This window comes from Streptomyces sp. NPDC007095, assembly GCF_040634475.1.
Classification (GTDB): Bacteria; Actinomycetota; Actinomycetes; order Streptomycetales; family Streptomycetaceae; genus Streptomyces.
Map to the genome: position 1 here is coordinate 1 of NZ_JBEYFS010000151.1, position 21,209 is coordinate 21,209.

The following is a 21,209-nucleotide window of genomic DNA, read 5'->3' on the forward strand; positions in this document are numbered from 1 at the left end:
GGGAACGACAGCGGTCCCACCGCGGTCGTACCCCCACGCTCCTGGCTGCGGGAGACCGTCTCGTCCGCACTCGCCACCGCGAAGTACGGGGTCCACGCGACGGTCGTGTTGACCCCGAAGTGCACCAACGAGATCCCTGCGACCGGAACCCGCTGCACGCTCGCGACCCGGTACTGGTCGCCCATCGTGCTGCTCGTGCGCCACTCCCAGCCCAGCACAGCACGGTAGAAGTCCTCCGCCGTCTGCAGATCGCGCGTGGTCAGACTCGCCCAGCAGGGTGCTCCGAACACCGAGTGACTGGCGGTGGCCTGACCGTGCACTGCTGCGTCGCTCTTCATCGTCGTACCGCCTGACGTGCCTGACACCACTGTCATCATGGGGCGTGGATCGACCCCGGGCTCGGTGGTCGCCCAAATGCCGGGTGCCCCTTCGAACGCGCGGCAATCGCTGTTCCGCGCGCACCGCGCAGCGACCGGGGCCAGACGAGTCGAGGTGCCTGCCATGGCGCGCAACAGACCGAGGCGGTCGGCGCTGTCCCGACCGCCTCGATTCGGCTCACGCAGCCAGAATGCAGGTGATGCCGACCGACGAGATGTTCGTTCTCGGCGTTCGCTCGGCTCGGTGCATCCCGTCGAATGCGTCGCCGGAGCGAGCAGTCCTACCGGCCGGTCCTCTTCACACGGTCCGACGCCTTTTCCGCGGTCTCCTGCGCCTTACCGACGATCTCCTCACCACGGCCCTCGGCCTGCATGCCCTCGTCGTCCATGGCCTTGCCAGTGGTCTCTTTCATCTTTCCTTTGACCTGTTTGGCCTTTGCCTTCGCCTTGCTCATGACCCGTTGCCCTCCAATGAGGCTCGAATTGGTGCTTAAACCATGCGCTGTGCACGACGGCTCCGCAACCGGTCCGCAAAGCGGTCGCGAAGCCGTGTCCGCGAAATGCGGCAGAACCAAGAAATGCCAGTGCGAAACAGATCAAGAGCGAGATGAGGGGGTCACGTCCGCGGGAGTGGTGTATTGACGGCTACTCGGTGATCTCATTTTGAGGCCATGCGGTGAGTTCGGTGGGCCGGGCGGTCTCGTCGGTTTCTGACTCGATCGGGTGGAGGCGGGCCTTGGTCAGCAGGTCGAGTCCCATGCAGCGGCGAGCCTCGGTCCATGCGTCGTTCTGCTCGGTCGGCACGCGCCGACCAGGCGGATCAAGGCGGTGCGGTCGGGAAAGATGCCGACCACGTAAGTACGCCGCCGCTCTCCATGTTCAGCCGCTCCTGCGGATTGTCTTGTTCAGCCGCTCCTGCAGATTGTTCGACCAGATCTTCCGGTAGGTCTCGCGGGGAAACGCGGGTGCGGCATCGTTGCCAAGATGAACCGTGCACGACCGCACCAATGGCATCGACGAGCCTGGCGTGGGCATCGACATGGCACCTCTCCCTTTCGTCCACTGGATCAGCGGACCGAGCGGCCCAACCTCATACCGCGCTTTCCCACGATCGTGGAAGGCATGGAAGGGCGACCGCACCCACCACTCCAGCCGAAGACCGCCCCGCCCACTGCCCAAGAACGCCACCGAGCGGCGCACACGCTGCACGCCGAGAACGGCAGCCCCGCCGTACGGCAGCGGATGGCAGACGTCGCCTGCACGCTGTGCGTGTCGACCGGCACCCGGGACGTCCATGTCGCTCTCGTCGCCGCCCGGCACCAACTGCCCGGCGCACGTCCTCAGGACGACTCCTTACTCACTGCCGGCCGACCTCGTGCCTGCGGAGGGGCAACGGCAGCGCCCGGCTTGCCCTGCATCTACGGGAGGACTGACTCGACGGGGAATCGGTTGACGTTCGACAGCCATGGTCTGCTACCAACCCTCGCGCGACCACCGTGTTCTGAAGGGGAACTCTGGTCCACATCCAACCTGGGCCAGCGAAGGCGGTTGGGAGTTCTCAAGGGCCCCAGCTCGGTCGGCACCTTCGCTCGCCCTGCGCGCCCTTGCCGTCGGCAGGCCCACAGCCCTCAGGGCCAGGAACGCGCGGGCCTGACCATTTCAGCCCCAGTCCGAGGTAGCCCAGTCGCACATGCGCCGTCTCAGCGGTCGCCGTACGGCACACCCATCAGCTCTGCCTGACCGCCAGGTCGGCGAAGACGCTGGTATCCAAGCGTTCCAGGAGGTCGGCGGGGTCTCGGTACACCGCCCGAGCACCAGCTGCCTCCAGGTCTGCACGCGGGATCCCGCCGGACAGTACCGCTACGGGGACCACGCCGTCCCGTATGGCGGCTTTCATGTCCCAGACGGTGTCGCCGACGAACACGGCTCGTCCTCTCGGTACGCCGTCGAGTCCCCTGGCCTGTTCGACGGGGTCGGGGGCGGGTTTGCCGTCGGCGACGTCGTCCGCGCTGGCTGACCCGAGGATGACGTCGTCCGCGTCGATGGCACGTCGAAGCGCGGCGAGCTCCGCGCCGGCCGCCGAGGTGGCCAGTACGATCTCCCAGCCTCACGCGGCCAGAGCGTGCAGCAGGTCGGCCGCCGAGTCCAGTGATCGCAGCCGTTCGAAGTACGTCGCGTAGAGGGCCTGGTGGGCCGCGGTGAGCTGCTCGTCGCCGTCAGAGTCGCGGTCGTCGCCGAGCAGGTGGTCGATCAGGTCACCGCCGCTGAGGCCCACGGCCCGGGCTCGGTGGCCCTCGGCCAGGACACAGCGCACCTCGATGCGCCATCCCGAACCGTCCGGCGCCCGGTCGGCGCGGATACCCGCCTCGGGCGGCATGCGGCGCGGCGCGGTGTCCGTCCGGGTGGGCGCGGCGGCTGCCGCGAGGCAGTGGGCCAGGCGGGGTTGCGGGCCGGCCACACCGGGAACCGCGAGGGCTGCCTCGGCCGCGACGCCGAGGAGCATGGTTGTGCCGGTGGCGGTCATCATGCGCCCCCGCCCGTGGGGTGGCCGGGGCTCAACGGTGGCCACGGCTCCAGTACGTCGACCACGGTGATGTCGACGGCCGTCACGGCCAGCCCCAGGTCCTGTCCGGCCGAGTCGAGGACCGATCGGCGCACCTGATCAACCCGGTCGGGCAGCGGGCGGTCGAGGCAGCGGCCACGGTCATGGTCACCGGCACGTCGGTACCCTCGTCCGCGGGTACAAGTCGGCAGGTCGCGGCCCTCACACCGGGGACCGTGTCGGCGGCCTGCCGCAGTACCTTCGCGTCAGCGCTCTCGGCGATCCGCAGCTCCCGGTCGGGGTCGGCCAGGGGCAGCAGCCGTCCGAGCCGGATCTCTGCCCTGACGACGTTCACACTGCCGCGAGGCCGCCGAGGGGACTGGCCACGGTGAACGCGGCTGCCCAGGCGCTGCGTACGGAAGATCCTCCCGGCCTGTAGGTACTCGCCGACCGTGGACAGGACACCGTGTGCGCGTCCGCGGCCGGCGCGAGGTCCTGCGCCTGTTCCCGGACCCGGCTGAGCAGGCGGCCGCAGGGCAGTACCTCATCACCCGCGAACGGGGGCGGGTCGGCGACGGTTGGGCTGGCGCGGGGCCCGTCGGCGCGGGGCGATTCGGAAGGCCGGGGGTGCGGGTCGTCTAGCGCCATGGGCCCATCGCCTCCTGCAGGGATCGGCGTGCTCTGAACAGTCTGCCGCGCACCGTCTGCTCACTCGTCTGTGTCACGTGGGCGATGTCGTTGTAGGGCAGGCCCTGCAGTTCACGCAGGATCCAGCAGATGCGCTGGTCGGCGTCCAGTCCGGCGAGCGCGCGGGACAGGGCCGCGGTGGCCGCGTCCTGCTCCGCGGTCCGGGCGGGCTGGCTCCTCGCGTCGCCCGTCGCGGGTTCGGCGACGGTGTCCAGGGGGAGGGGCGGCGGCCGGCGCCGCCGTCGCATGGTCAAGCAGCGGTTGATGGTGATCCGGTACATCCAGGTGCGGAACTCAGCATTGTGACGGTACTCCGGTAGACGCCGCCAGGCGCTGACGAAGGCGTCCTGAACGGCCTCCTCGGCGTCCTGGGGGTTGCCGAGGATGCCACGGGCCAGGGCCAGGAGGGACCGGTTGTGCCGCTGGACGAGAAGGGCAAAGGAATTTTCGTCTCCCTCGGCCGCCCGCACGGCAAGCAGTCCGTCCGGCAGGTCGCATCCCAGCCGTGGGGAAGCAGTACGTTGAATCATGACGCTCTCGCAGGGGGCTCGGAAAGAGCGTGTACCCCTACCCCGCCCATGTGATGCACATCACATCCCACGTCTGTGAGAGATACGCCGCCCCGGGTGTCCAACCTCTCGAGAGGCACCACGCAGATGTCACACCGACCCATCGAGGCGACCGCCATGACGGACAACATCACCAGCGTCGGCGGGGGCAGCCGGCCCGACACGGGCGTGAGCGCGCTGAAGGGCCGTACCGGGGCCGGAGCTCCGGCCGAGACACGAGGGAAGACCACCATCGCGAACGGCGTGGTGGCCAAGATCGCGGGCATGGCCACACGCGAGGTACCAGGCATCCACAGCCTGGGAGCGGGGATGGCCCGCGCCTTCGGCGCCATGCGGGAACGCGTGCCCGGCGGCGGAGGAGGCGTCACGCGCGGGGTGAAGGTCGAGGTCGGCGAGCGCCAGGCCGCGGTGGACTTGGACGTTGTCGTCGAGTACGGCGTCTCCATCGTCGATGTCGCCGGGGTCGTACGCACCAATGTGATCAGCGCCGTCGAGCGGATGACGGGCCTGGAGGTCGTCGAGGTGAACATCGCCGTCGACGACGTCCACCTCCCCGACGAGGAGGAAGAGACCGAAGCGGACGAGGGCCGCGTGAGGTGATCGACCGCCGTGACCACGCCCATGCCCTGAGCATGAGCGGTGATCACTCGGTGATCACGCTCGCGAGACGGGTGAGTGCATGATGAACGCAGCGACAACGGGCCTCGCGACCGGCATGACCTTGGGCTTCGCCGGATACTTCGGCGGCTTCTGGGCATTCCTGCTGGTTCTGGTTCTGGGTGCGGCGGGGCTGGTCGTCGGCCTCGTCGTGCAGGGCGACCTCGACCTCCATGCGCGGAGGCAGCGGTGAGTACCCTGCCCGGTTCCCGCGCCCCTGGCGAAGGGCCCGGCCCGCCGGGGCGATCCTCAGACCTGCCGCCTCCGGCCGAGCGGGGCGCCACCGTCATCCCGGACAGGGTGGTCGCCCGTATCGCCGCCAGGGCCGCACGCGCGGCCCAGTCCCGGCGCGCCGCAATACCGCCCGACCGGAGCGCACCGGCGGCACCCAGCGCCCGCGCCACCGTCCGTACCGGATCGGTGCGCCTGCACCTGGCCATGGACCTGCCCTATCCCACCGACATCCCCCACGTCTGCGAGCGGATCCAGCAGGACGTCGCCGAACGGGTGACTCAGCTGACCGGCTTGGAGGTGGGAGAGGTCACCCTCACCATCCGCCGGCTGGTAGCCGCCGCCGACGCGAACCGGGGACGGGTCCTGTGAGCCGCCCGGCAGCCCGGGTCCCACGGCACACCGCCCAGGAAGGAGGACCGGAATGACACCCGACCCGGACCCTCCCGCGCGCAACTCCGCCCCGTCCGGGCGTAGTGCCACGGTGCCGCTGACGAAGGGCCCCGAGGGGTCGAGGGAGCCGGTGGAGTCCGGTCCACCCGAACACGACGTGCCGCTTCCGCCGCACTCGGTGGCGGGCCAGCACGACAGAGGGCACCGGACCCACCGCCCGTGGTCCGCGCGCCGAATTCCGGCCGCGCTGGTCGCCTCGGTGATTCTCGTGGCGGCGGTCGCGGCGCTGTTCGACGTCGTCGCCGTACGGGCGGGACACCCTGCGGCAGCCTGGCGACGGCACCTGGCCGACGAATTGGCCACCCGCCCCGTGGACGACGTGTGGGTGCTCACAGGGGCCGCCGTGGCCGCCGCGCTCGGCATTTGGTTGATCGTCCTGGCCCTCACCCCCGGCCTACGCCACTGGCTGCCCCTGCGCTCCCCCGCGCCCGGACTGCGGGCCTGCCTGGACCGCGACGGCGCCGCCGACCTGCTGCGCGACGCCGCCATGCGGGTCCCGGGAGTCAGTACGGCTCGTGTCCGGGTGCGCCGCCACCGCGTCAAGGCCCGCGCGGACATCCGCTTCCGCGACCCCCAGCAGGTGAAGGACGACCTCACCGCCGTCCTCGACGAGGAGCGCGACCGGCTCGCCCTCGCCCGCCCTCCCCGCATCGTCGTACGGGTGCGGCAACACACCGGCTGAGCGCCCCCCACCACCGGAGCCCACACCATGACGCCGCGAATCGTACTCAACCGGAGTCTGCTGGCCCTCGCCGGACTGGTGCTGCTCGGCGGAGGTCTGCTGATCCTGTTCGCCGGGCTCGACGTCTACCGGCGACACGATCTGGTCCCGCCCGTCGGCTGGCCCCTGACCACCCCGCACGACGTCCTGCTCGGCTCCGCCGACCGGGCCCACTGGAGCGGTCAGGGCTGGTGGTGGTGGCCCGCGGTCGTCGCCGCCCTCGCCCTCGTCGCCCTGCTCGCCCTGTGGTGGCTGCTCGCTCAACTGCGACGACGCCACCCCGGAGCACTGCCCGTCGGCGGCACACCCCCGCAGCGAGGCGTCGAACTGCGCGACCACGCACTCAGCGACGCGATCGCCGCCGAAGCCGGTGCCCTTCCAGGGGTTGAGCATGCGGCCGTACGCATCACCGGCCGGGCTGCCCGTCCCCGCACCCACATCATGCTCGCCCTCACCCCCCACAGTGCACCCGGCGCCGTCCTCGACACTCTGTTCGAAGGCCCGCTCCGTACCGCACGCCGGTCCACCGGCTCCCCCACCTCACCCCGCATGCACACCGAGGTCCGCCTACAAGTCGCCCACCACAAACCGCACCGCGCGCAGTAAGGCAGGAGACCCATCACCTGGCGCCCTGTTCATCGGCCTCCCGGTGGTGTGCGGCCGGGGCGACGCCGGCCGGCCGGGCGAACCCTGGACGGAGGTGGGTGGCGTACGGAGTTCGTGTCCGGCGTCAACGACGAAGCGGTGCAGCCGGGATTCCGAGAACTCCGTTTGCTTCAGGGCCTGTTGGAGGCAGTCGAGCATGTCCTTCAGTACGGTGCCCACGCGGCCGGTGATGTCCTGAACTGTGTTCTCCATCCGGATCAGCGGGAGGCGGCCAGGGCGGACCACGAAGGTGGTGCCCTGGATCGGGCCTTCCTCTGGCCTGCCTCAGAGACGGATCACCGCCCGCGTTCCGATGCCTGACCGCCTCGCCGCTCCCCTCGGCTTCTGGCGGTCGCCCAGTTGCCGGGCCCGGCAGGCAGGCGCACGGTGAACAAAGATGTGTAGGTGGTGGACAGGCCGCGTTTCCCAGCGTCTTCGAGAGGACGGCGATTCTGATGGCCAAGGCAAACGCGAATGCGAAGGTGCACCAGATCACGGGCAAGATGAAGGAGACTCTCGGCAAGGCCCTGGGGGACTCGTCAAAGCAGCGGGCCGGTCGTGGGGAACAGTTGCGCGCCAAGGCACATGAGATGACGGAAAGGGCGGCGGGCCACCGTCGTAAGCGGAGCGGGCACTGACCGCGGGCGTACGGCTGATCCGCACCTTCGGGGTCTGGCGGCATCGGCGTCGATACCGCGCCGGACACACGTGATCGCGAAATGGTTCAAGGACCGCGCCCGCGCCCGCCTGATGGCTTCGCCAGCGTCCGCTGATGGCTTCGCCAGCGTCGGCGCCATCGGTGCAGCGCCGCCGGCGCCGGTGCGAGGTTCGTCAACGACAGTGCCCGCTGGCCACGCACGGCCAGCGGGCACTGCGACGAAGAGTGTTTCGATGTCCTGACCGCCCTGGGTCTCAGTACCGGCGGCGCCGGTCGCGGTCAGACGTACGAGGTCAGACGTACGAGGGGGTCCATAAGTCGCCGCAGGCCCTGTGCTTGTGGACGAGCCGCATCTCGGGGCAGGACAGCCGAACGAGCCGCATCTCGGGGCAGGACAGCCGACGGGAATCACTCGGCTCGGGCCGCGTCAGCCCTCGTCCTCCTCTTCCTCCTCGGCGTACTCGTCCTCTGGTCCCTCTTCGTCGTACTCCTCTTCTTCCTCTTCTTCATCGGGCGCCTCTTCGTCGGGCGTCTCTTCGTCGGGCGCCTCTTCGTCGTACTCCTCCTGCTCCTCGTCCTCCCCTGCGGCTTCCTCCTCTTCCAGTGCTTCCTCATGGCTGCGAACTACCTCGCCGTCGCGGATCTCTCCGCGCCAGCCCTCGACTTCCTCGTCGGCGAACGTGACGTAGCGCTGGAAGTTCTTGAAGTCCAGCCGCAAACGGCGTCCTTGAACACGCCACAGGTTGCCCGTCTTCTCGAAGAAGCCCGAGGGGTAGTACTCGACGACAAGCACGATCCGCGTCAGGTCAGGCGTGAGTTCGTGGAAACTGACACAGCCGTGAGTAGTGCCCTTCGCACCCTCGGAGCTCCACACGATTCGCTCGTCCGGCACCTGTTCCTGAACCGTCGCCTTCCAACCGCGAGTCGAGGGACCGACCTTCACCTTCCAGTCACTGGCGGTCTCGTCGTTCCGGGACACACTCCGTACACCTTTGGTGAAATCGCTGAACTCCTCGTACTGGGTCCAGTAGTTGTACGCCACGCGGATCGGCACACCCACGTCCAGTACTTCAATGATGTTCATCACCTTGGTACTGCCGGACTTGCCTCCGCGCCCCCCGCCGAAGACGTTCTTGACCTTGTCCATCACATTGTCTTTGAGGCCCTTGGCCTTCTCGCCGACGAACGCCTTCAAGGGGGAATCACCCTGGAGGACGCGTCCGCCGATGCCGAGAAGAGATCCGCCGTTCTCGGCCGTGTCAAGGAGTTGGTCGGTGACGTCCCCCAACTTTTCCCCGGCCTTGTCGACGAGATGTTCGACCTGGGCACCGAGGAAGTCGGTCAGTTCGTCACGCAACATTTCGAGGCCGGAGCCCTCTCCCCGGCCGGAGTCACGCTCTTTGTCGGCCATGACCTACCTCCGCCGCGCGGGAGTCTTCTTGGCAGTCGCCTTCTTCGCGGGGGCCGCCTTCTTGGACGGGGCCTTCTTCGCGGACGCGCTCTTCGCCGGTGCCCTCTTCGCAGCCGCCTTCTTGGCAGGGGGCGGAGACTTCTTCGCGGCCCTCTTCGCCGGCGCCGACTTCTTGGCGGCAGTCTTCTTGGCCGGGGGCCTCTGCGCCGCCGACTTCTTGGCCGGGCGCCTCTGCGCCGCGGTCTTCTTCGCGGGAGCCTTCCTCTCGGGAGTCCTCCTCGCAGGAGTCCTCTTCCTCGCGGGAGCGGCTTTCTTGGCGGCCGCCCTACGGGGAGAGGGTGTGGCCGCGTGCTTCTTTCCCGCTACGGGGCGGCGACGACGCCGCGGCGGTTCCTCCTCAGCCTCTTCCTCTGGCTCTTCCTCCCCCGGTTCTTCTTCCTCTTCTTCCTCTTCCTCTGCTTCCGCCTCCGGCTCCTCTTCCTCTGGTTGTTCTTCCTCCTCTTCTTCTTCGAATTCCCCCTCAGGCTCTTCCTCGTCCTCTTCCTCCTCCGGTTCCTCCTCGTCTTCGTAGCGCTCCTCGCCCTCCTCCAGCTCTTCCTCGCCCTCTTCCTCCTCGTCCTTCTCCTCACCGATGCGCAGCGTGCGCTCGTGGAGAGAGTCGGCGAGGTCGGCGAGACGCCGGTCGGCGGTGGCGGCCAGGGCTTTGCGTCCGGCGTCCAGCAGCTCGCCGCGCACCTGCTCGTTCAGCTCGGCGACTCCAGGAACGTCACCGAGTTTCTGCAGGCCGGTCGTCAACAACTGCTGCGGATCGAGCCCGAATCGGCGACCTGCGAGATAGGTCGCCAGCCCGAAGGCGAAACGGGCTTTCTTCGTACGTCCGAGCACATAGCCAGCTGCGACCGCGGCGGCGAGGCCGATCTTGGTCGTGTCGTTCATGAGCCGGTTCCCTTCGGAAAGGGGAGGTGAACACACTCGAATACAGGCCAACATCCCCTGCCCAAACAGTGATTGAGACAGAAGCGGATCGCACACGACGCGTCTCTCGGCCCGCTGAGAGCACCCCGGACACGCCATGCGGCCCCACCGGGGCAGGTCGTGACCCCACCGGGCAGGTTCACTCAAAGCCATCCATGCCCGACCATATGTACCCCTATATGATGGAATTATAGTGTTCGCGCGTGGAGTATGGCGCGCGCTCCGACCACCGGAGAGACCATGGCCGCAGCAGAACCCCGGCGGCGATCCAGCAGCAGTGGCCGCAGCACGGACCGGGGGACCACAGGTGGCCCCCGGCGACGCTCCGGCAAGGGCAACGCAGCCTGGGCCATTCGTTCCGCAGTCGAACAACTTCAGGAGTTGCTCGGGCGGGCTCCCGAGTCCGTCTCGGCACTGAAATCCACCGAGGCCGGTTGGGAGGCCGACGTGGAGGTACTCGAACTGGAACGCGTCCCCGAAACCACGAGTGTGATGGCTACCTACCGAGTAACGCTGGACGACGAAGGCGACCTGGTGGAGTACCGAAGAACGCGCCGCTACAGCCGCGGCCAGATCGACCGGCTGGGCTGAGGCCGCAACGGCCATGAAGGGAGGCACCATGACGGTGGTGCCACAGAGTGGAGGCGGTGTCGCGCGCGGTGGCGGCGGCACCAGCCTCTACGACGTCTTGGAACTCATTCTGGATCGCGGGCTTGTCATCGATGTCTTCGTCCGCGTGTCACTGGTGGGAATCGAAATCCTCAAGATCGACGCCCGCATCGTAGTGGCCAGCGTCGACACCTATCTGCGCTTCGCCGAGGCATGCAACCGTCTCGACCTCGAGACCGGGAGAAAGGCGCCCACCCAGTTGACCGACATCGTCGGAGACACGGTGGAGAGCGGAGCCAAGGGTAAATCCAAGGGGGCCCTCTCCGGTGCGGCGGAAGCGGTCACCGATTCCCTCAAGGGGATCACCGGCCGTGACGACGAAGAGGAGGAGGCCGCGGAAGAAGACGAGGGCAGGGAAAAGGAACCCGTGGAGAGGCGACGGCGGCCGGCTCGGCGCACCTCCCGACGTGAGCGCGCATAAGGCTCGCCCGGCGAGAAGGAAAGAGCCATGGCCGTATACATCTACTCCATCACCGGCAAGCAGCACCCGCTCCGCCTCGACGGTCTCAGCGGAGTCGGTGAGTCACCGGCGGCCTTGCGAGCAGTGACGGCGGGACCGCTGTGCGCTGTGGTCAGCGACGCACCAGAGGATCTACGCCCGAAACGCCGCGACATCATCGCCCACCAGGAAGTGCAGAAGCGCCTCATGGCTGACGGCACTGTGCTCCCCATGCGGTTCGGCCTCATCGCCGAGAACGACGAAGCCGTCCAGCTGGCTCTGGAGCAGAATGCCGCGGACTATACGGACAGACTTCAGGTACTGGAGGGGTGTACCGAGTACCACCTCAAAGCGTCGCAGGACGAAGACGCGCTGCTGCGGCAGATCCTGCGAGAGTCGGACGTGGCGCGAGAACTCAATGAAGAGATCCGCGGCGGCACCGCCGACCCCGACGCATCGCTGCGACTCGGCGAGCTGGTCGCCCAAGAGGTGCAGGCCCGGCAAGAGGCGCTGGCGGCGGGCGTGGTCGAAGCACTGCGCCCCTTCGCCCGGACGCTCGACACATCCCAGCCGACGGGTTCGGACTTTCTCAACGTGTCGTTCCTGGTGACCGAGGACCGGGAAGAGACGTTCCTCACCTCGGAGTTGAGCGTCGCCCACCAGATGGGCGACGACTTCGACTTCCGGCTCAACGGCCCCCTGCCCCCCTACAGCTTCGTCTGAAGGAATTCTCATGGGCCTGCTCACACAGCTCGTCACCCTTCCCCTGGCACCCGTGCGCGGTGTCGTATGGGTAGTGGAACGCGTCCGGGAGGAAGCCGAGAACCAGTACTACGACCCCGCGCCGGTGCACCGCGAACTCGCCGAACTCGAACGTCTCCTCGTCGCAGGCGACATCGACGAGGAGACATTCGACCAGCGCGAGGACGAACTGCTCGACCGGCTGGAGGAGATCCGCGCCTATCGGCAGGGCTGACACTCCTGATCCGGCACGAGGGAATACGAGGCCGCAACCGTGACTGAACCCCTGGCCAACAGGCTTGGTTCCTATCCGTCCCGAGCAGCGCCCCCCTACGGGCAGGGTTCCTCCGCGAATCTCGCCGACATCCTTGAACGGGTACTCGACAAGGGCATCGTCATCGCAGGCGACATACAGATCAACCTTCTCGACATAGAGCTGTTGACCATAAAACTGCGTCTCCTGGTCGCCTCCGTCGACAAAGCGAAGGAAATGGGCATCGACTGGTGGGAGCACGACCCTTCGCTGTCCTCTCGGAGCAGGGGTGAACAGTCACTGGCCGAGGAGAACCGCCGGTTGCGGGCCGAGATCGATGCCATCCGCCAGGGCAACGCCCTCCCCGCAAAGGAGGAAGCGCCCCGGGACACAGGCAGCCGTCGCCGGGGAAGTGCACCCGATGAGTGACCTGCTGACATACGCGTATGCGGTGGTACGCGACGCCGAGGGACTGCGGGACGCAACCACGCCGCTCCGGGGCGTCGCCGGCACCCCGGTCAGCCTCGTCACCGGCTCCGGTGACGATCAGCTGGGGCTCGTGGTGAGCCACGTGCCCGGACAGGACTTCCAGGAGGACGCTCTCAAGCAGCATCTCGAGGACCTCGAGTGGCTGGAGTCGGTGGCCCGTGCCCACGACGGCGTCATCGAGGCCTTGGGCGAGCGCACCACCGTCCTTCCGCTGCGCCTGGCAACCGTCTATCTCGACGACAACCGGGCGCGGGAGGTGCTGGAAGCCGGGCGGACCGTGTTCGCGGAGCGCCTGACTCGCCTCTCCGAACATGTCGAATGGGGTGTCAAGATCTACGTCGAATCGTCTGCGGCCCTCGCGGCGCCGACTGTTCCCGCGGCAGACCTGACCCCCGGGCGCGCCTACCTGCGTAACCGCCGGCAACAACAAAGTGTTCGCGACACCGTGTACCAGGCGGCGCAGAAGGCCGCCGAGCGGGTGGAGGCCGCGGGCCGCAAGCACGCCTCCGACCGTGTCCGGCATCGCGTACAGCAGGGTCTTCTCGCCGACGCGGCCGGCGCCGTCGGCGAGAACGTCGTCAATGACGCGTACCTCGTGCCCCTGAAGCATTGCGACGGTTTCCTGGCCGACGTGGCACATGCCGCTGACGGGCTGGACGGGGTGCGGGTCGAGGCCACCGGCCCCTGGGCTCCGTACTCCTTCGCCATGCCACTCGATGAATCCGGCGGTGCTGCAGCTACAGAGGAAGCACCCCCGTGATCACGCCTGGCCCTCCGTCCGAGGCGGAGCGCCTGCCTCAGCGGCAGGTCGCTCTCATCGATCTGTTGGACCGACTTCTGAGCGGTGGGGTCGTCCTCACCGGTGACGTTGTGCTGTCCATCGCGGACATCGATCTAGTACGTATCTCACTGCGTGCCCTGATCGTTTCCATCAGTGAGCAGAACCCCTCGCCATGGACGAGGACGAATCCGCTGCGAGGCGGCGACCATGACAGCTGAGGGAGAGAGACGGCCGCCGAACCGCGCCGACGAGGTCGCCGAGGCCGCCGCACGCGCCTTCCGGCTGCTGCCCGCCGCCCCACGCGACCTGGACCCGCCGGCCGGCAAGGGCTCACATTCCCCGGCCCGGCGGATCAGCTCCGACCGCGACACCGTCGAACGGGACCTCATGAGACTCGTCCTCACTCTCGTGGAACTGCTGCGCCAGCTCATGGAACGACAGGCCCTGCACCGCGTCGACCAAGGCGACCTCACCGACGAACAGGAAGAACGCCTGGGAGCTACACTCATGCTCCTCCACGACCGCATGAGCGATCTGTGCGCCCAGTACGGACTGACCATGGAGGACCTCAACCTCGACCTCGGGCCGCTGGGCACACTGCTGCCGCCCTCCGACTGAATCCCCGGCAACGCGGCAGCAGTGAGAGCGAGTGCCCTCGGCCCAGCCGCGAAGAAGAGCGGCCATGTGAGACGTTCTGGATCACGGGTACTCCGTACGCATGGATTTCTGGTCGAAAGAACCGCCATTGCCGCCGAGCCGGGGCCCAATTTCGACGGCGGTTGCTGAGTACTTGAGATGCACAGGGCCGCCTCCCGACGACAGGGCGAGTGCAGAGGTATCCCCTTTCGGCGAGGACTGGCAGCTCGGCCTGTATCTCTGTTACGAGCTGCACTACCGGGGTTTCGCCGACGTGGACGCCGCCCGTGAATGGGACCCCGACCTGCTCAAGGCCCGGGCAGCCCTGGAGCGCCCCTTCCTCAAGGCCCTGCGCCACCAGGCGACACGGCATGAACGCGCCTCCGAGGCGCTGGACGAACTGCTCGTCGAGCCCATGGACGGCACCGGGGTCACCCACTATCTCCAAGACCACGGGGAGCTGTGGCAGCTACGCGAATACGCCGCACAGCGGTCGCTGTACCACCTCAAGGAGGCCGATCCGCACGCCTGGGTGCTGCCCCGCCTGTGGGGCCGGGCGAAGGCCGGAATGGCAGCCGTGGAGTTCGACGAGTTCGGCAGCGGCCGGGCGGACCGTGTGCACGCGCGGCTGTTCGCCGCCCTCATGGCCGACCTCGGCCTGGACACCACCTACGGGCGCTATCTCGACTCTGCCGGCGCCGAGGCACTGGCCGTCGTGAACCTGATGTCCCTCTTCGGACTGCACCGCGCCCTGAGAGGTGCATTGGTAGGCCACTTCGCCACCGTCGAGATCACCTCGTCGCCCGGTTCACGGCGGCTCGCTCAGGCCATGCGGCGCACCGGCGCGGGACCGGCCGCCGAGCACTTCTACGACGAGCACGTCGAGGCCGACGCCGTACATGAGCAGGTCGTGCGCCGGGAAGTCGTCGCGGGCCTACTCGAAGAAGAACCCCACCTGGACGGCGACGTCGCGTTCGGCGTGGACGCCACCAACTACGTCGAGGACCGACTTGCCGAACGACTCCTCGGCGCGTGGCGGGCAGGCGAGTCATCGCTGCGTACGCCCGTCTGACCAGCCGGCCCGGCCCCGAACAGGTTCTCCGACGCCCCCGAGAACCGGAGATGAAACTCCCATGACTCCCCTTGCTCTTCCCGGCGTCTACGCTCCACAGGACGACACCGATCTGCTCGTGCAATCCCTGCGTCAGGAACGCCTCCCCCCGCAGGCTCATGTCCTCGACGTCGGCACGGGTACAGGAGCTGTCGCTTTGGCCGCCGTACGGCTGGGCGGAGAGGTCACAGCCGTCGACATCTCCTGGCGGGCGGTTCTCAACGCCAAAGTCAACGCGGCGCTGGCGCGACTTCCGCTGCGCGTCATGCGCGGCAACCTGCTGGCTCCGGTGTCAGGCCGATCTTTCGATCTCGTCCTGTCCAACCCGCCGTACGTACCCTCACCCGACGCCGACTGCCCCCGCCGCGGTGCGGCCCGGTCCTGGGACGCGGGCCATGACGGCCGTCTTCTGCTGGACCGCATATGCCGGGACGCACCCGCGCTACTCCGGCCCGGCGGAGTCCTACTCCTTGTCCAGTCCGCCCTCAACGGCGTGGAAGAGACGCTGAGGCTGTTGCGGGCTGAAGGCCTGAACGCAGACGTCGTGGAACACCGCTACATCGCGGTCGGGCCCATCCTTCGCTCCCGAATCAGCTGGCTGCGAAGCCGCGGCCTGCTGGGAGGCGATGACGAGAAGGAAGAGCTGGTGATCATCCGTGCCGAACGACTCACCTGAACGACGCCGCCGCATCGTCGCTCAGCGCGCAGGGCCCCTGCTCGTTGAAGGCCCGGTCGAAGTCACCCTGGACGACGGCACCACCGTGTCGTCCGACCGATTCTGCGTAGCCCTGTGCACCTGCCGCCGCAGCCGCACCTACCCGTGGTGCGACACCAGTCATCGAAAGTCCGTCAGGCCGAATCAAACGGACACTCCAGGGACCGAGGCGACAACCGAACTCAATCCCTGATCCGGGCTGACGCTTCCCCCTCCACCTGCCCATGGACGCCGACCTCACCGTCGACGTCGCCGTAATCGATGCGGGGGAACCAGGGGTTCAGCCCTGCATAAAAGTCGGCTCGCAGCGTCCGGCACACGCAGAGACGGCCCGGCGACCGTGCTCAGCAAGACACGCACGCTGAACCACGCGGCGAGGACCGGCGCCTTCCCGTGCGGCGTGGCACCGAGGGCACGGCTGCCTGGTCCGAGCCGCTGCGCTCCCGTTCACTGCCGGCTGTGGCTGCGCGGCGGGCGGCGTTGTGGTCTCCCGGTCGTGGACCGTGCCGCAGTGCGTGCACGGATGCGCTTCACCCCCAGGCTGAAGCCTGGACCACAAGACGGTGGAGAAGCTGTTCAAGCAGTTTGAGAAGGCCGGTGACGACGCCCACCGGCAACACCTGCCCGGACAAAGCACTGCCCGGCTCCGAGCAGTGCCCGCCGTCCCGACGGCGCGGGGCGACCTTCCGGACTCCTCGGGCTTCAACGGCCTCTCTACCTGCTAGGACACCGGTAGCGCCTGAGCGTTGCGCGCGAGCGGATTGACCGCCGGACTTCGGGACACACGCACCATGTGCTGAACCCGGCACTCATTCCGAGGGCCGCACCGGACCGAAGGGCACTCCCGTGGCACGAACCGTCGCCCGCGTGATCGTCGACGCACTCAAGGACCTGGGCGTCCAGCATGTCTTCGGAGTGGTCGGAGACGCCTTGAACCCACTGACGGACGCGATCCGCACCACTGACGACCTGAACTGGGTCGACTGCCGGCACTAGGAAGCCGCGGCCTTCGACGCCGGAGCTCAGTCCCAGCTCTCGGGAACCCTCGGGGTGTGCATGGGAACGGTGGGACCCGGCTCCGTGCACCTTCTCAACGGGCTGTACGACGCGGCCAAGAGCCGTACCCCCGCCATCGCGATCTGCGGTCAGGTTCCCCTCGCCGAGGTCGGCAACGACTACTTCCAGGAAGTCGACAACGACCTGCTCTTCCGTGACGTGGCCGTCTACCGTGCCACCGTCTCCTCCCCCGACCAGATGCCGCGGCTGCTGGAGTCCGCCGTACGTACGGCCGTCAGTCAAGGCGGAGTGGCGGTGCTCACCGTGCCCGGGGACCTGGGTGACCGAAAGCTGAGCGACGACCAGCCCGCTCGCTTCGCCCTCGACCGCCCCGTCACCCGCCCGGACGACCCGGCGCTCACAGCGGCCGCCGAACTCCTGAACACCGCCGCCCGCGTCACCCTGCTCGTCGGCCGCGGAGCGCACGCCGCCCGCGCCGAGGTCCTTCGGACCGCCGAAGTGCTCGCCGCGCCGATGGTGCTCACCCTCAAGGCGAAGGAGGTGTTCGAGGGGGACAACGACTTCCAGGTGGGGCAGACGGGTCTGATAGGCAACCCCGCCGCTTCCCACGCGCTCGACAGCGGCGACGCGCTCCTGATGCCGGGTACTGACTTCCCGTACCGGGACTGGTACCCGAAGGGGTGCAAGGTCGTCCAGGTCGACACCCGTGGGGAGCACTTGGGCCGTCGGGTTCCCGTGGATGTGGGTCTGGCGGGTGACGTCGGTGCGACGCTACGGGGCCTGCTCCCGCTGCTGAAGGCGGCCCCGGACCGCGTCCACCCGGACGGCGCGCGGGAACGGTTCACCCGCTGGCAGGAAGGGCAGCAGCGCCTGGCCGATCCGAGTCACGAGCGCCGCTGGGCCGGGAAGCTACGGGCCGCTCTGGACAACCGCGACCACGAGATCCGCCCCGAGGCGCTGGCCGCCGCGGTGGACGCCTACGGCGCCGAGGACGCCGTCTTCACCTCCGACACCGGAAAGGCCACCGTCTGGCTGTCGCGCTTCGTCACCATGCGCGGCAGCAGGCGCCTGATCGGCTCGTACAACCTCGGCTCCATGGCCAATGCCATGCCCCAGGCCCTCGGGGCCCTGCTCTGGGCGCCCGATCGCCAGACCCTCGCCTTCTGCGGCGACGGCGGCCCGAGCATGCTGCTCGGCGACCTCATGACGATCAAGACGTACCAACTGCCGGTGAAGCTGGTGGTCTTCGACAACCGCCGTCTGGGAACGGTCAAGCTCGAACAGGAGCAGGCCGGCCTGCCTGAATTCGGTACGGAACTCGACAACCCCGACTTCACCGCGGTCGCCACCGCGCTCGGCGTCACCGGCATCCGCGTCACCGACCCGGCCGATCTCCACGACAGCGCGCGCCGGGCCCTCGGCACCCCTGGGCCGGTCCTGCTGGACGTGCTGACCAACCCCGAGGAGGTGGCCGTGCCGGGCAAGCCGACCGTGGCACAGGGATGGGGCTTCGCGATCGCCAAGGTCAAGGAGATTCTCCCGAGCCACGAAGGCTGACCGGAAGCATCAGCGTGTTGCCACCGGGAGCTTCGGTGTCTGGCCCCCCGGCAGCGCCCCGGTTGACAAGCCGTCACCTGATGCTCAGCTCGACGCAGGTGTCCGCCCGACCGCTGCCCCGGGGTACGTCCACTGACGCCGCCCGTGCCCGGCGTACCCCCGCGGGGTCACGGGTCGCCACCGGGGCCGGATGAGCGCCGCGAGGCGCAGCGCAACAGGGCCTGCCTGTCCACCGCGGAGACCTGGACGAAGTACGCGAACAAATGCTGGGTCCACTACCTCGGCGCCCCGTCACGACTGAAGCCACTCGGTGCCGGGGAGCCTCGGAAGCGTCTGCGAGGATGGGCGTATGAGTGTGCGGAGCAGGAATCATGTGACGGTGACCGGCCAGGCCGGTCGCCCTGTGCTGATGCTGGCGCACGGGTTCGGGTGCGACCAGAACATGTGGCGGCTGGTGGTACCGCTTCTGGAGCGCGACTTCACCGTGGTGCTCTTCGACCACGTGGGAGCGGGGCGTTCCGATCTTTCGGCGTGGAGCACGGAGCGTTACTCCTCGCTGGAGGGATATGCCGATGATGTGCTGGAGATCTGCCGTGAGTTGTCGCTCGGGCCGGTGACCTTCGTGGGGCATTCTGTGAGCGCGATGATGGGCGTTCTGGCCGCGGCGCGGGAGCCGGAGGCTTTCGCCGGTCTGGTCCTGCTCGCCCCGTCACCGTGTTTCATCGATGATCCGGCCGCCGGTTATCGGGGCGGGTTCAGCGCCGAGGACATCGACGAGCTCCTGGAATCGCTGGATGCGAACTATCTGGGCTGGTCAGGTGCCATGGCGCCGGTGATCATGGGTAATCCCGAGCGTCCGGAACTGGGCGAGGAGCTCACCAACAGCTTCTGCCGGACCGATCCGGACATCGCCCGGTCCTTCGCCCGGGTGACATTCCTGTCTGACAACCGCGACGACCTCGCCAAGGTCACCGTGCCCACTTTGGTCGCGCAGTGTTCCACAGACGCGATCGCGCCTCCGGAGGTCGGAGCCTTCGTACAGGCGCAGATCCCCCGCAGCCGCCTGGTCACGCTGAACGCGACCGGGCACTGCCCCCAGCTCGCCGCCCCTGAGGAGACGGCCGCCACGATCAGCGCCTTCGCGAGAGCGGGCCGATGATGTGCAAGCCCAGTCACGGCGAGAGCAGCGAGAGCCGTGACGACCACGCGGCGTTCTCCGCACTGTTGGAAGACAGCGCGGAAGACCTGTACGAGCATGCGCCTTGCGGCTACCTCTCCACCCTGCTGGACGGCACGATCGCAAAGATCAACACCACGCTGCTCAACTGGCTGGGCTACCGACGCGGCGACCTGGTGGGCCGCAAGACGTTTTCCGACCTGCTCACCGTGGGAGGCCGGCTGTACCACGAGACGCACTTCGCTCCGCTGCTGCGCATGCAGGGAGAGGTCAGCGGAATCGCTCTGGAACTCAAGGCGGCCGACGGCAGCCGTCTGCCGGTACTGGTCACCTCCACGGTCAGGACCGGCAGCGCCGGGCAGCCACTGCTGATCCGTACCACCGTCTTCGACGCCCGCGACCGCCGCGCCTACGAAACCGAGCTGCTGCGCGCCCGGCAGGAAGCAGAACGCGAACGCGAAGAACTCAAGCGCCTCAACGCCACCCTGCAACAGACCCTCCTGCCCCCGGCCCTGGTGAATGTGCCCGGCTTGGATGTAGCCGCGCACTACCACATCGCCTCCACCGACAAGGTCGGCGGCGACTTCTACGACCTGTTCCCTCTCGCCTCCGGAACGTGGGGACTGTTCCTTGGCGATGTGTGCGGCAAGGGCGCGGCCGCAGCGGCCGTCACCTCCCTGGCCCGCTACACCCTGCGCGCCGCCGCCGTCTACGACCCCGACCCGGTCACCGTCCTGAGCAACCTCAACACGGTCCTCAACCACGAATACAACGGCCAGGACCCGCGGTTCTGCACGGTCATCTTCGGACTGCTCACCCCCGACACCGACCGAGGCGGCTTCCGTGTCACCCTGGCCAGCGGCGGTCACCCCCCAGCCCTGCTCATGCGCGCCGACGGCAGCGCCGACTACCTGCCCACCCCCGGCGGCCAGCTCATCGGCGTCCTGCCCGACGCCCACATCGCCACCACCACCGTCCGCCTGGACCCCGGCGACACCCTGCTGCTCCACACAGACGGCCTCACCGAAGCACACACCGCCCAGATCACTGACGGCGACCGCTACGGTGACGACGCTCTCCTCGACTTCGCCCAGGTCCTGGCGCCGACGACCGCCTCCGACGCCATCGCCGCGGTCCGTGACCTGCTCGACACATTCGGCACCGGAGTGGACGACGACGCCGCCGTGCTCGCCATCAGCGTGCCCCGACCCACCCGTGAAGAGCAGCCGTGACCCAGCTGACCGTCCACTCCCGCGCCACCCCCGCCGGGCCCGTCATCGAACTGACCGGAGAACTCGACAACGACAGCGCCCCAGACGTACGTGCGCTTCTGCCCCGCCTGACACTCCAGGCAGGCCAGCAGCTCGTCATCGACCTGACCGGCATCACCTTCTGCGACTCCAGCGGCATCACCGTCCTGATCGCTGCCCGCAATCACGCCCTCGCCGCCCAGGCAGACATCGCTCTGGCAGCGGTCCCCGACCGCATCAGCCGAATCTTCCACATCGTCGGGCTGGACCATGTCTTCCCCACCCACCCCACCGCACAAGCAGCCGAAGCAGCCTGGACACCACCCACCGTGCCTGAGCTTCGCTTTTATCCCTGTGTCCTGCCCGTGGACGGTTGGTTGGGTGAGGTGCGGGACGTGGAACGGCCATCGCGGGACTCTCCAGGTAGGTGAAGACCAGGGGAGGGTGC

Annotated in this window: 23 protein-coding genes and 6 pseudogenes; 21 read left to right on the forward strand and 8 right to left on the reverse strand. The window is 68.3% G+C overall.

The window, feature by feature from the left end; all coding sequences use genetic code 11:
* The 3 genes and pseudogenes from ABZ656_RS38450 to ABZ656_RS38460 all read right to left on the reverse strand — a co-directional run.
* A pseudogene (locus ABZ656_RS38450) lies at positions 1-338 on the reverse strand (VOC family protein); the annotation flags it as partial.
* A gap of 320 nt (positions 339-658) precedes the next feature.
* Positions 659-832, reverse strand: coding sequence for a CsbD family protein (locus tag ABZ656_RS38455; protein WP_101406639.1), 174 nt, complete (start codon positions 830-832; stop codon positions 659-661).
* Positions 833-1,022: 190 nt separating this feature from the next.
* Positions 1,023-1,340: pseudogene (locus ABZ656_RS38460) on the reverse strand (transposase); the annotation flags it as partial.
* A 159-nt stretch (positions 1,341-1,499) separates the two neighbouring features.
* On the opposite strand from ABZ656_RS38460, the pseudogene ABZ656_RS38465 reads away from it, so the two are divergent.
* A pseudogene (locus ABZ656_RS38465) lies at positions 1,500-1,742 on the forward strand (DUF5133 domain-containing protein); the annotation flags it as partial.
* Positions 1,743-2,103: 361 nt separating this feature from the next.
* Here the strand turns inward: ABZ656_RS38465 and ABZ656_RS38470 are convergent.
* The 3 genes and pseudogenes from ABZ656_RS38470 to ABZ656_RS38480 all read right to left on the reverse strand — a co-directional run.
* Positions 2,104-2,658, reverse strand: a pseudogene (locus tag ABZ656_RS38470) (HAD family hydrolase); the annotation flags it as partial.
* A 242-nt stretch (positions 2,659-2,900) separates the two neighbouring features.
* The gene (locus tag ABZ656_RS38475) at positions 2,901-3,035 is read right to left on the reverse strand and encodes a hypothetical protein (RefSeq protein WP_360274519.1); all 135 of its coding nucleotides are present in this window, start codon (positions 3,033-3,035) and stop codon (positions 2,901-2,903) included.
* A gap of 522 nt (positions 3,036-3,557) precedes the next feature.
* Positions 3,558-4,136, reverse strand: coding sequence for an RNA polymerase sigma factor (locus ABZ656_RS38480; protein WP_360274522.1), 579 nt, complete (start codon positions 4,134-4,136; stop codon positions 3,558-3,560).
* A gap of 156 nt (positions 4,137-4,292) precedes the next feature.
* Between ABZ656_RS38480 and ABZ656_RS38485 the strand changes: the two genes are divergently transcribed.
* The 5 genes from ABZ656_RS38485 (at position 4,293) to ABZ656_RS38505 (ending at position 6,843) form a co-directional block, all read left to right on the forward strand.
* The gene (locus tag ABZ656_RS38485) at positions 4,293-4,775 is read left to right on the forward strand and encodes an Asp23/Gls24 family envelope stress response protein (RefSeq protein ID WP_360274576.1); all 483 of its coding nucleotides are present in this window, start codon (positions 4,293-4,295) and stop codon (positions 4,773-4,775) included.
* A gap of 79 nt (positions 4,776-4,854) precedes the next feature.
* Positions 4,855-5,025 (forward strand): hypothetical protein, encoded by a 171-nt coding sequence (locus ABZ656_RS38490; RefSeq protein WP_180362421.1) that lies wholly within the window; start codon positions 4,855-4,857, stop codon positions 5,023-5,025.
* On the forward strand, positions 5,022-5,435 hold the full coding sequence (locus ABZ656_RS38495; RefSeq protein WP_360274525.1) for an Asp23/Gls24 family envelope stress response protein: 414 nt from the start codon (positions 5,022-5,024) through the stop codon (positions 5,433-5,435). Before ABZ656_RS38490 ends, ABZ656_RS38495 begins: the two co-directional genes overlap by 4 nt.
* 52 nt (positions 5,436-5,487) lie before the next feature.
* The gene (locus ABZ656_RS38500) at positions 5,488-6,198 is read left to right on the forward strand and encodes a DUF6286 domain-containing protein (RefSeq protein ID WP_360274528.1); all 711 of its coding nucleotides are present in this window, start codon (positions 5,488-5,490) and stop codon (positions 6,196-6,198) included.
* A gap of 27 nt (positions 6,199-6,225) precedes the next feature.
* Positions 6,226-6,843 carry an alkaline shock response membrane anchor protein AmaP gene (locus tag ABZ656_RS38505; RefSeq protein ID WP_101406641.1) on the forward strand — a complete coding sequence of 206 codons (618 nt, stop codon included), beginning with the start codon at positions 6,226-6,228 and terminating at the stop codon, positions 6,841-6,843.
* A gap of 1,124 nt (positions 6,844-7,967) precedes the next feature.
* Here the strand turns inward: ABZ656_RS38505 and ABZ656_RS38510 are convergent.
* Both ABZ656_RS38510 and ABZ656_RS38515 read right to left on the reverse strand, forming a co-directional pair.
* Positions 7,968-8,951, reverse strand: a complete 984-nt coding sequence (locus ABZ656_RS38510) for an SRPBCC family protein (protein WP_101406643.1) — start codon at positions 8,949-8,951, stop codon at positions 7,968-7,970.
* A 3-nt stretch (positions 8,952-8,954) separates the two neighbouring features.
* Complete coding sequence (locus tag ABZ656_RS38515) at positions 8,955-9,887, reverse strand: histone protein (RefSeq protein WP_360274532.1); 933 nt, start codon at positions 9,885-9,887, stop codon at positions 8,955-8,957.
* A 279-nt stretch (positions 9,888-10,166) separates the two neighbouring features.
* Between ABZ656_RS38515 and ABZ656_RS38520 the strand changes: the two genes are divergently transcribed.
* The 15 genes and pseudogenes from ABZ656_RS38520 to ABZ656_RS38590 form a co-directional block, all read left to right on the forward strand.
* Positions 10,167-10,517: a gas vesicle protein gene (locus ABZ656_RS38520; RefSeq protein ID WP_095857675.1), complete on the forward strand. Its 351-nt coding sequence runs from the start codon at positions 10,167-10,169 to the stop codon at positions 10,515-10,517.
* 28 nt (positions 10,518-10,545) lie between these two features.
* Positions 10,546-11,016: a gas vesicle structural protein GvpA gene (locus ABZ656_RS38525; protein ID WP_360274536.1), complete on the forward strand. Its 471-nt coding sequence runs from the start codon at positions 10,546-10,548 to the stop codon at positions 11,014-11,016.
* A 27-nt stretch (positions 11,017-11,043) separates the two neighbouring features.
* On the forward strand, positions 11,044-11,757 hold the full coding sequence (locus ABZ656_RS38530) for a GvpL/GvpF family gas vesicle protein (protein WP_360274539.1): 714 nt from the start codon (positions 11,044-11,046) through the stop codon (positions 11,755-11,757).
* Between the two features lie 10 nt (positions 11,758-11,767).
* On the forward strand, positions 11,768-12,010 hold the full coding sequence (locus ABZ656_RS38535; RefSeq protein WP_168498659.1) for a gas vesicle protein GvpG: 243 nt from the start codon (positions 11,768-11,770) through the stop codon (positions 12,008-12,010).
* 39 nt (positions 12,011-12,049) lie between these two features.
* Positions 12,050-12,457: a gas vesicle protein gene (locus ABZ656_RS38540; RefSeq protein WP_360274543.1), complete on the forward strand. Its 408-nt coding sequence runs from the start codon at positions 12,050-12,052 to the stop codon at positions 12,455-12,457.
* The gene (locus tag ABZ656_RS38545) at positions 12,450-13,277 is read left to right on the forward strand and encodes a GvpL/GvpF family gas vesicle protein (RefSeq protein ID WP_101406648.1); all 828 of its coding nucleotides are present in this window, start codon (positions 12,450-12,452) and stop codon (positions 13,275-13,277) included. Before ABZ656_RS38540 ends, ABZ656_RS38545 begins: the two co-directional genes overlap by 8 nt.
* A complete protein-coding gene (locus tag ABZ656_RS38550) occupies positions 13,274-13,516 on the forward strand; it encodes a gas vesicle protein (protein WP_360274546.1) in 243 nt (80 codons plus the stop codon). The genes ABZ656_RS38545 and ABZ656_RS38550 overlap by 4 nt, the downstream gene beginning before the upstream one ends.
* On the forward strand, positions 13,506-13,916 hold the full coding sequence (locus ABZ656_RS38555) for a gas vesicle protein K (RefSeq protein ID WP_101406650.1): 411 nt from the start codon (positions 13,506-13,508) through the stop codon (positions 13,914-13,916). Before ABZ656_RS38550 ends, ABZ656_RS38555 begins: the two co-directional genes overlap by 11 nt.
* A 100-nt stretch (positions 13,917-14,016) precedes the next feature.
* Positions 14,017-15,006: an iron-containing redox enzyme family protein gene (locus ABZ656_RS38560; RefSeq protein WP_101406651.1), complete on the forward strand. Its 990-nt coding sequence runs from the start codon at positions 14,017-14,019 to the stop codon at positions 15,004-15,006.
* Positions 15,007-15,067: 61 nt separating this feature from the next.
* Positions 15,068-15,721, forward strand: coding sequence for a HemK2/MTQ2 family protein methyltransferase (locus ABZ656_RS38565; protein ID WP_360274548.1), 654 nt, complete (start codon positions 15,068-15,070; stop codon positions 15,719-15,721).
* On the forward strand, positions 15,702-15,953 hold the full coding sequence (locus ABZ656_RS38570; RefSeq protein WP_101406653.1) for a CDGSH iron-sulfur domain-containing protein: 252 nt from the start codon (positions 15,702-15,704) through the stop codon (positions 15,951-15,953). The genes ABZ656_RS38565 and ABZ656_RS38570 overlap by 20 nt, the downstream gene beginning before the upstream one ends.
* 653 nt (positions 15,954-16,606) lie before the next feature.
* Positions 16,607-18,334: pseudogene (locus ABZ656_RS38575) on the forward strand (thiamine pyrophosphate-dependent enzyme).
* Positions 18,335-18,683: 349 nt separating this feature from the next.
* Entirely contained in the window at positions 18,684-19,493 is an 810-nt protein-coding gene (locus ABZ656_RS38580; protein WP_360274551.1) for an alpha/beta hydrolase, read from the forward strand.
* On the forward strand, positions 19,493-20,743 hold the full coding sequence (locus tag ABZ656_RS38585) for a SpoIIE family protein phosphatase (protein ID WP_101406655.1): 1,251 nt from the start codon (positions 19,493-19,495) through the stop codon (positions 20,741-20,743). Before ABZ656_RS38580 ends, ABZ656_RS38585 begins: the two co-directional genes overlap by 1 nt.
* Positions 20,740-21,078 (forward strand): annotated as a pseudogene (locus ABZ656_RS38590) (STAS domain-containing protein); the annotation flags it as partial. The gene ABZ656_RS38585 and the pseudogene ABZ656_RS38590, both read left to right, overlap by 4 nt.
* Positions 21,079-21,209 lie beyond the last annotated feature (131 nt).

Bases quoted from the DNA above. Each gene is read 5' to 3' on its own strand.
- ABZ656_RS38525 (WP_360274536.1), top strand. From the start codon at position 10,546: ATGACGGTGGTGCCACAGAGTGGAGGCGGTGTCGCGCGCGGTGGCGGC.
- ABZ656_RS38520 (WP_095857675.1), top strand. From the start codon at position 10,167: ATGGCCGCAGCAGAACCCCGGCGGCGATCCAGCAGCAGTGGCCGCAGC.
- ABZ656_RS38530 (WP_360274539.1), top strand. From the start codon at position 11,044: ATGGCCGTATACATCTACTCCATCACCGGCAAGCAGCACCCGCTCCGC.
- ABZ656_RS38580 (WP_360274551.1), top strand. From the start codon at position 18,684: ATGAGTGTGCGGAGCAGGAATCATGTGACGGTGACCGGCCAGGCCGGT.
- ABZ656_RS38500 (WP_360274528.1), top strand. From the start codon at position 5,488: ATGACACCCGACCCGGACCCTCCCGCGCGCAACTCCGCCCCGTCCGGG.
- ABZ656_RS38490 (WP_180362421.1), top strand. From the start codon at position 4,855: ATGATGAACGCAGCGACAACGGGCCTCGCGACCGGCATGACCTTGGGC.
- ABZ656_RS38485 (WP_360274576.1), top strand. From the start codon at position 4,293: ATGACGGACAACATCACCAGCGTCGGCGGGGGCAGCCGGCCCGACACG.
- ABZ656_RS38545 (WP_101406648.1), top strand. From the start codon at position 12,450: ATGAGTGACCTGCTGACATACGCGTATGCGGTGGTACGCGACGCCGAG.
- ABZ656_RS38585 (WP_101406655.1), top strand. From the start codon at position 19,493: ATGTGCAAGCCCAGTCACGGCGAGAGCAGCGAGAGCCGTGACGACCAC.
- ABZ656_RS38455 (WP_101406639.1), bottom strand. From the start codon at position 832: ATGAGCAAGGCGAAGGCAAAGGCCAAACAGGTCAAAGGAAAGATGAAA.
- ABZ656_RS38505 (WP_101406641.1), top strand. From the start codon at position 6,226: ATGACGCCGCGAATCGTACTCAACCGGAGTCTGCTGGCCCTCGCCGGA.
- ABZ656_RS38515 (WP_360274532.1), bottom strand. From the start codon at position 9,887: ATGAACGACACGACCAAGATCGGCCTCGCCGCCGCGGTCGCAGCTGGC.
- ABZ656_RS38480 (WP_360274522.1), bottom strand. From the start codon at position 4,136: ATGATTCAACGTACTGCTTCCCCACGGCTGGGATGCGACCTGCCGGAC.
- ABZ656_RS38555 (WP_101406650.1), top strand. From the start codon at position 13,506: ATGACAGCTGAGGGAGAGAGACGGCCGCCGAACCGCGCCGACGAGGTC.
- ABZ656_RS38560 (WP_101406651.1), top strand. From the start codon at position 14,017: ATGGATTTCTGGTCGAAAGAACCGCCATTGCCGCCGAGCCGGGGCCCA.
- ABZ656_RS38535 (WP_168498659.1), top strand. From the start codon at position 11,768: ATGGGCCTGCTCACACAGCTCGTCACCCTTCCCCTGGCACCCGTGCGC.
- ABZ656_RS38510 (WP_101406643.1), bottom strand. From the start codon at position 8,951: ATGGCCGACAAAGAGCGTGACTCCGGCCGGGGAGAGGGCTCCGGCCTC.
- ABZ656_RS38565 (WP_360274548.1), top strand. From the start codon at position 15,068: ATGACTCCCCTTGCTCTTCCCGGCGTCTACGCTCCACAGGACGACACC.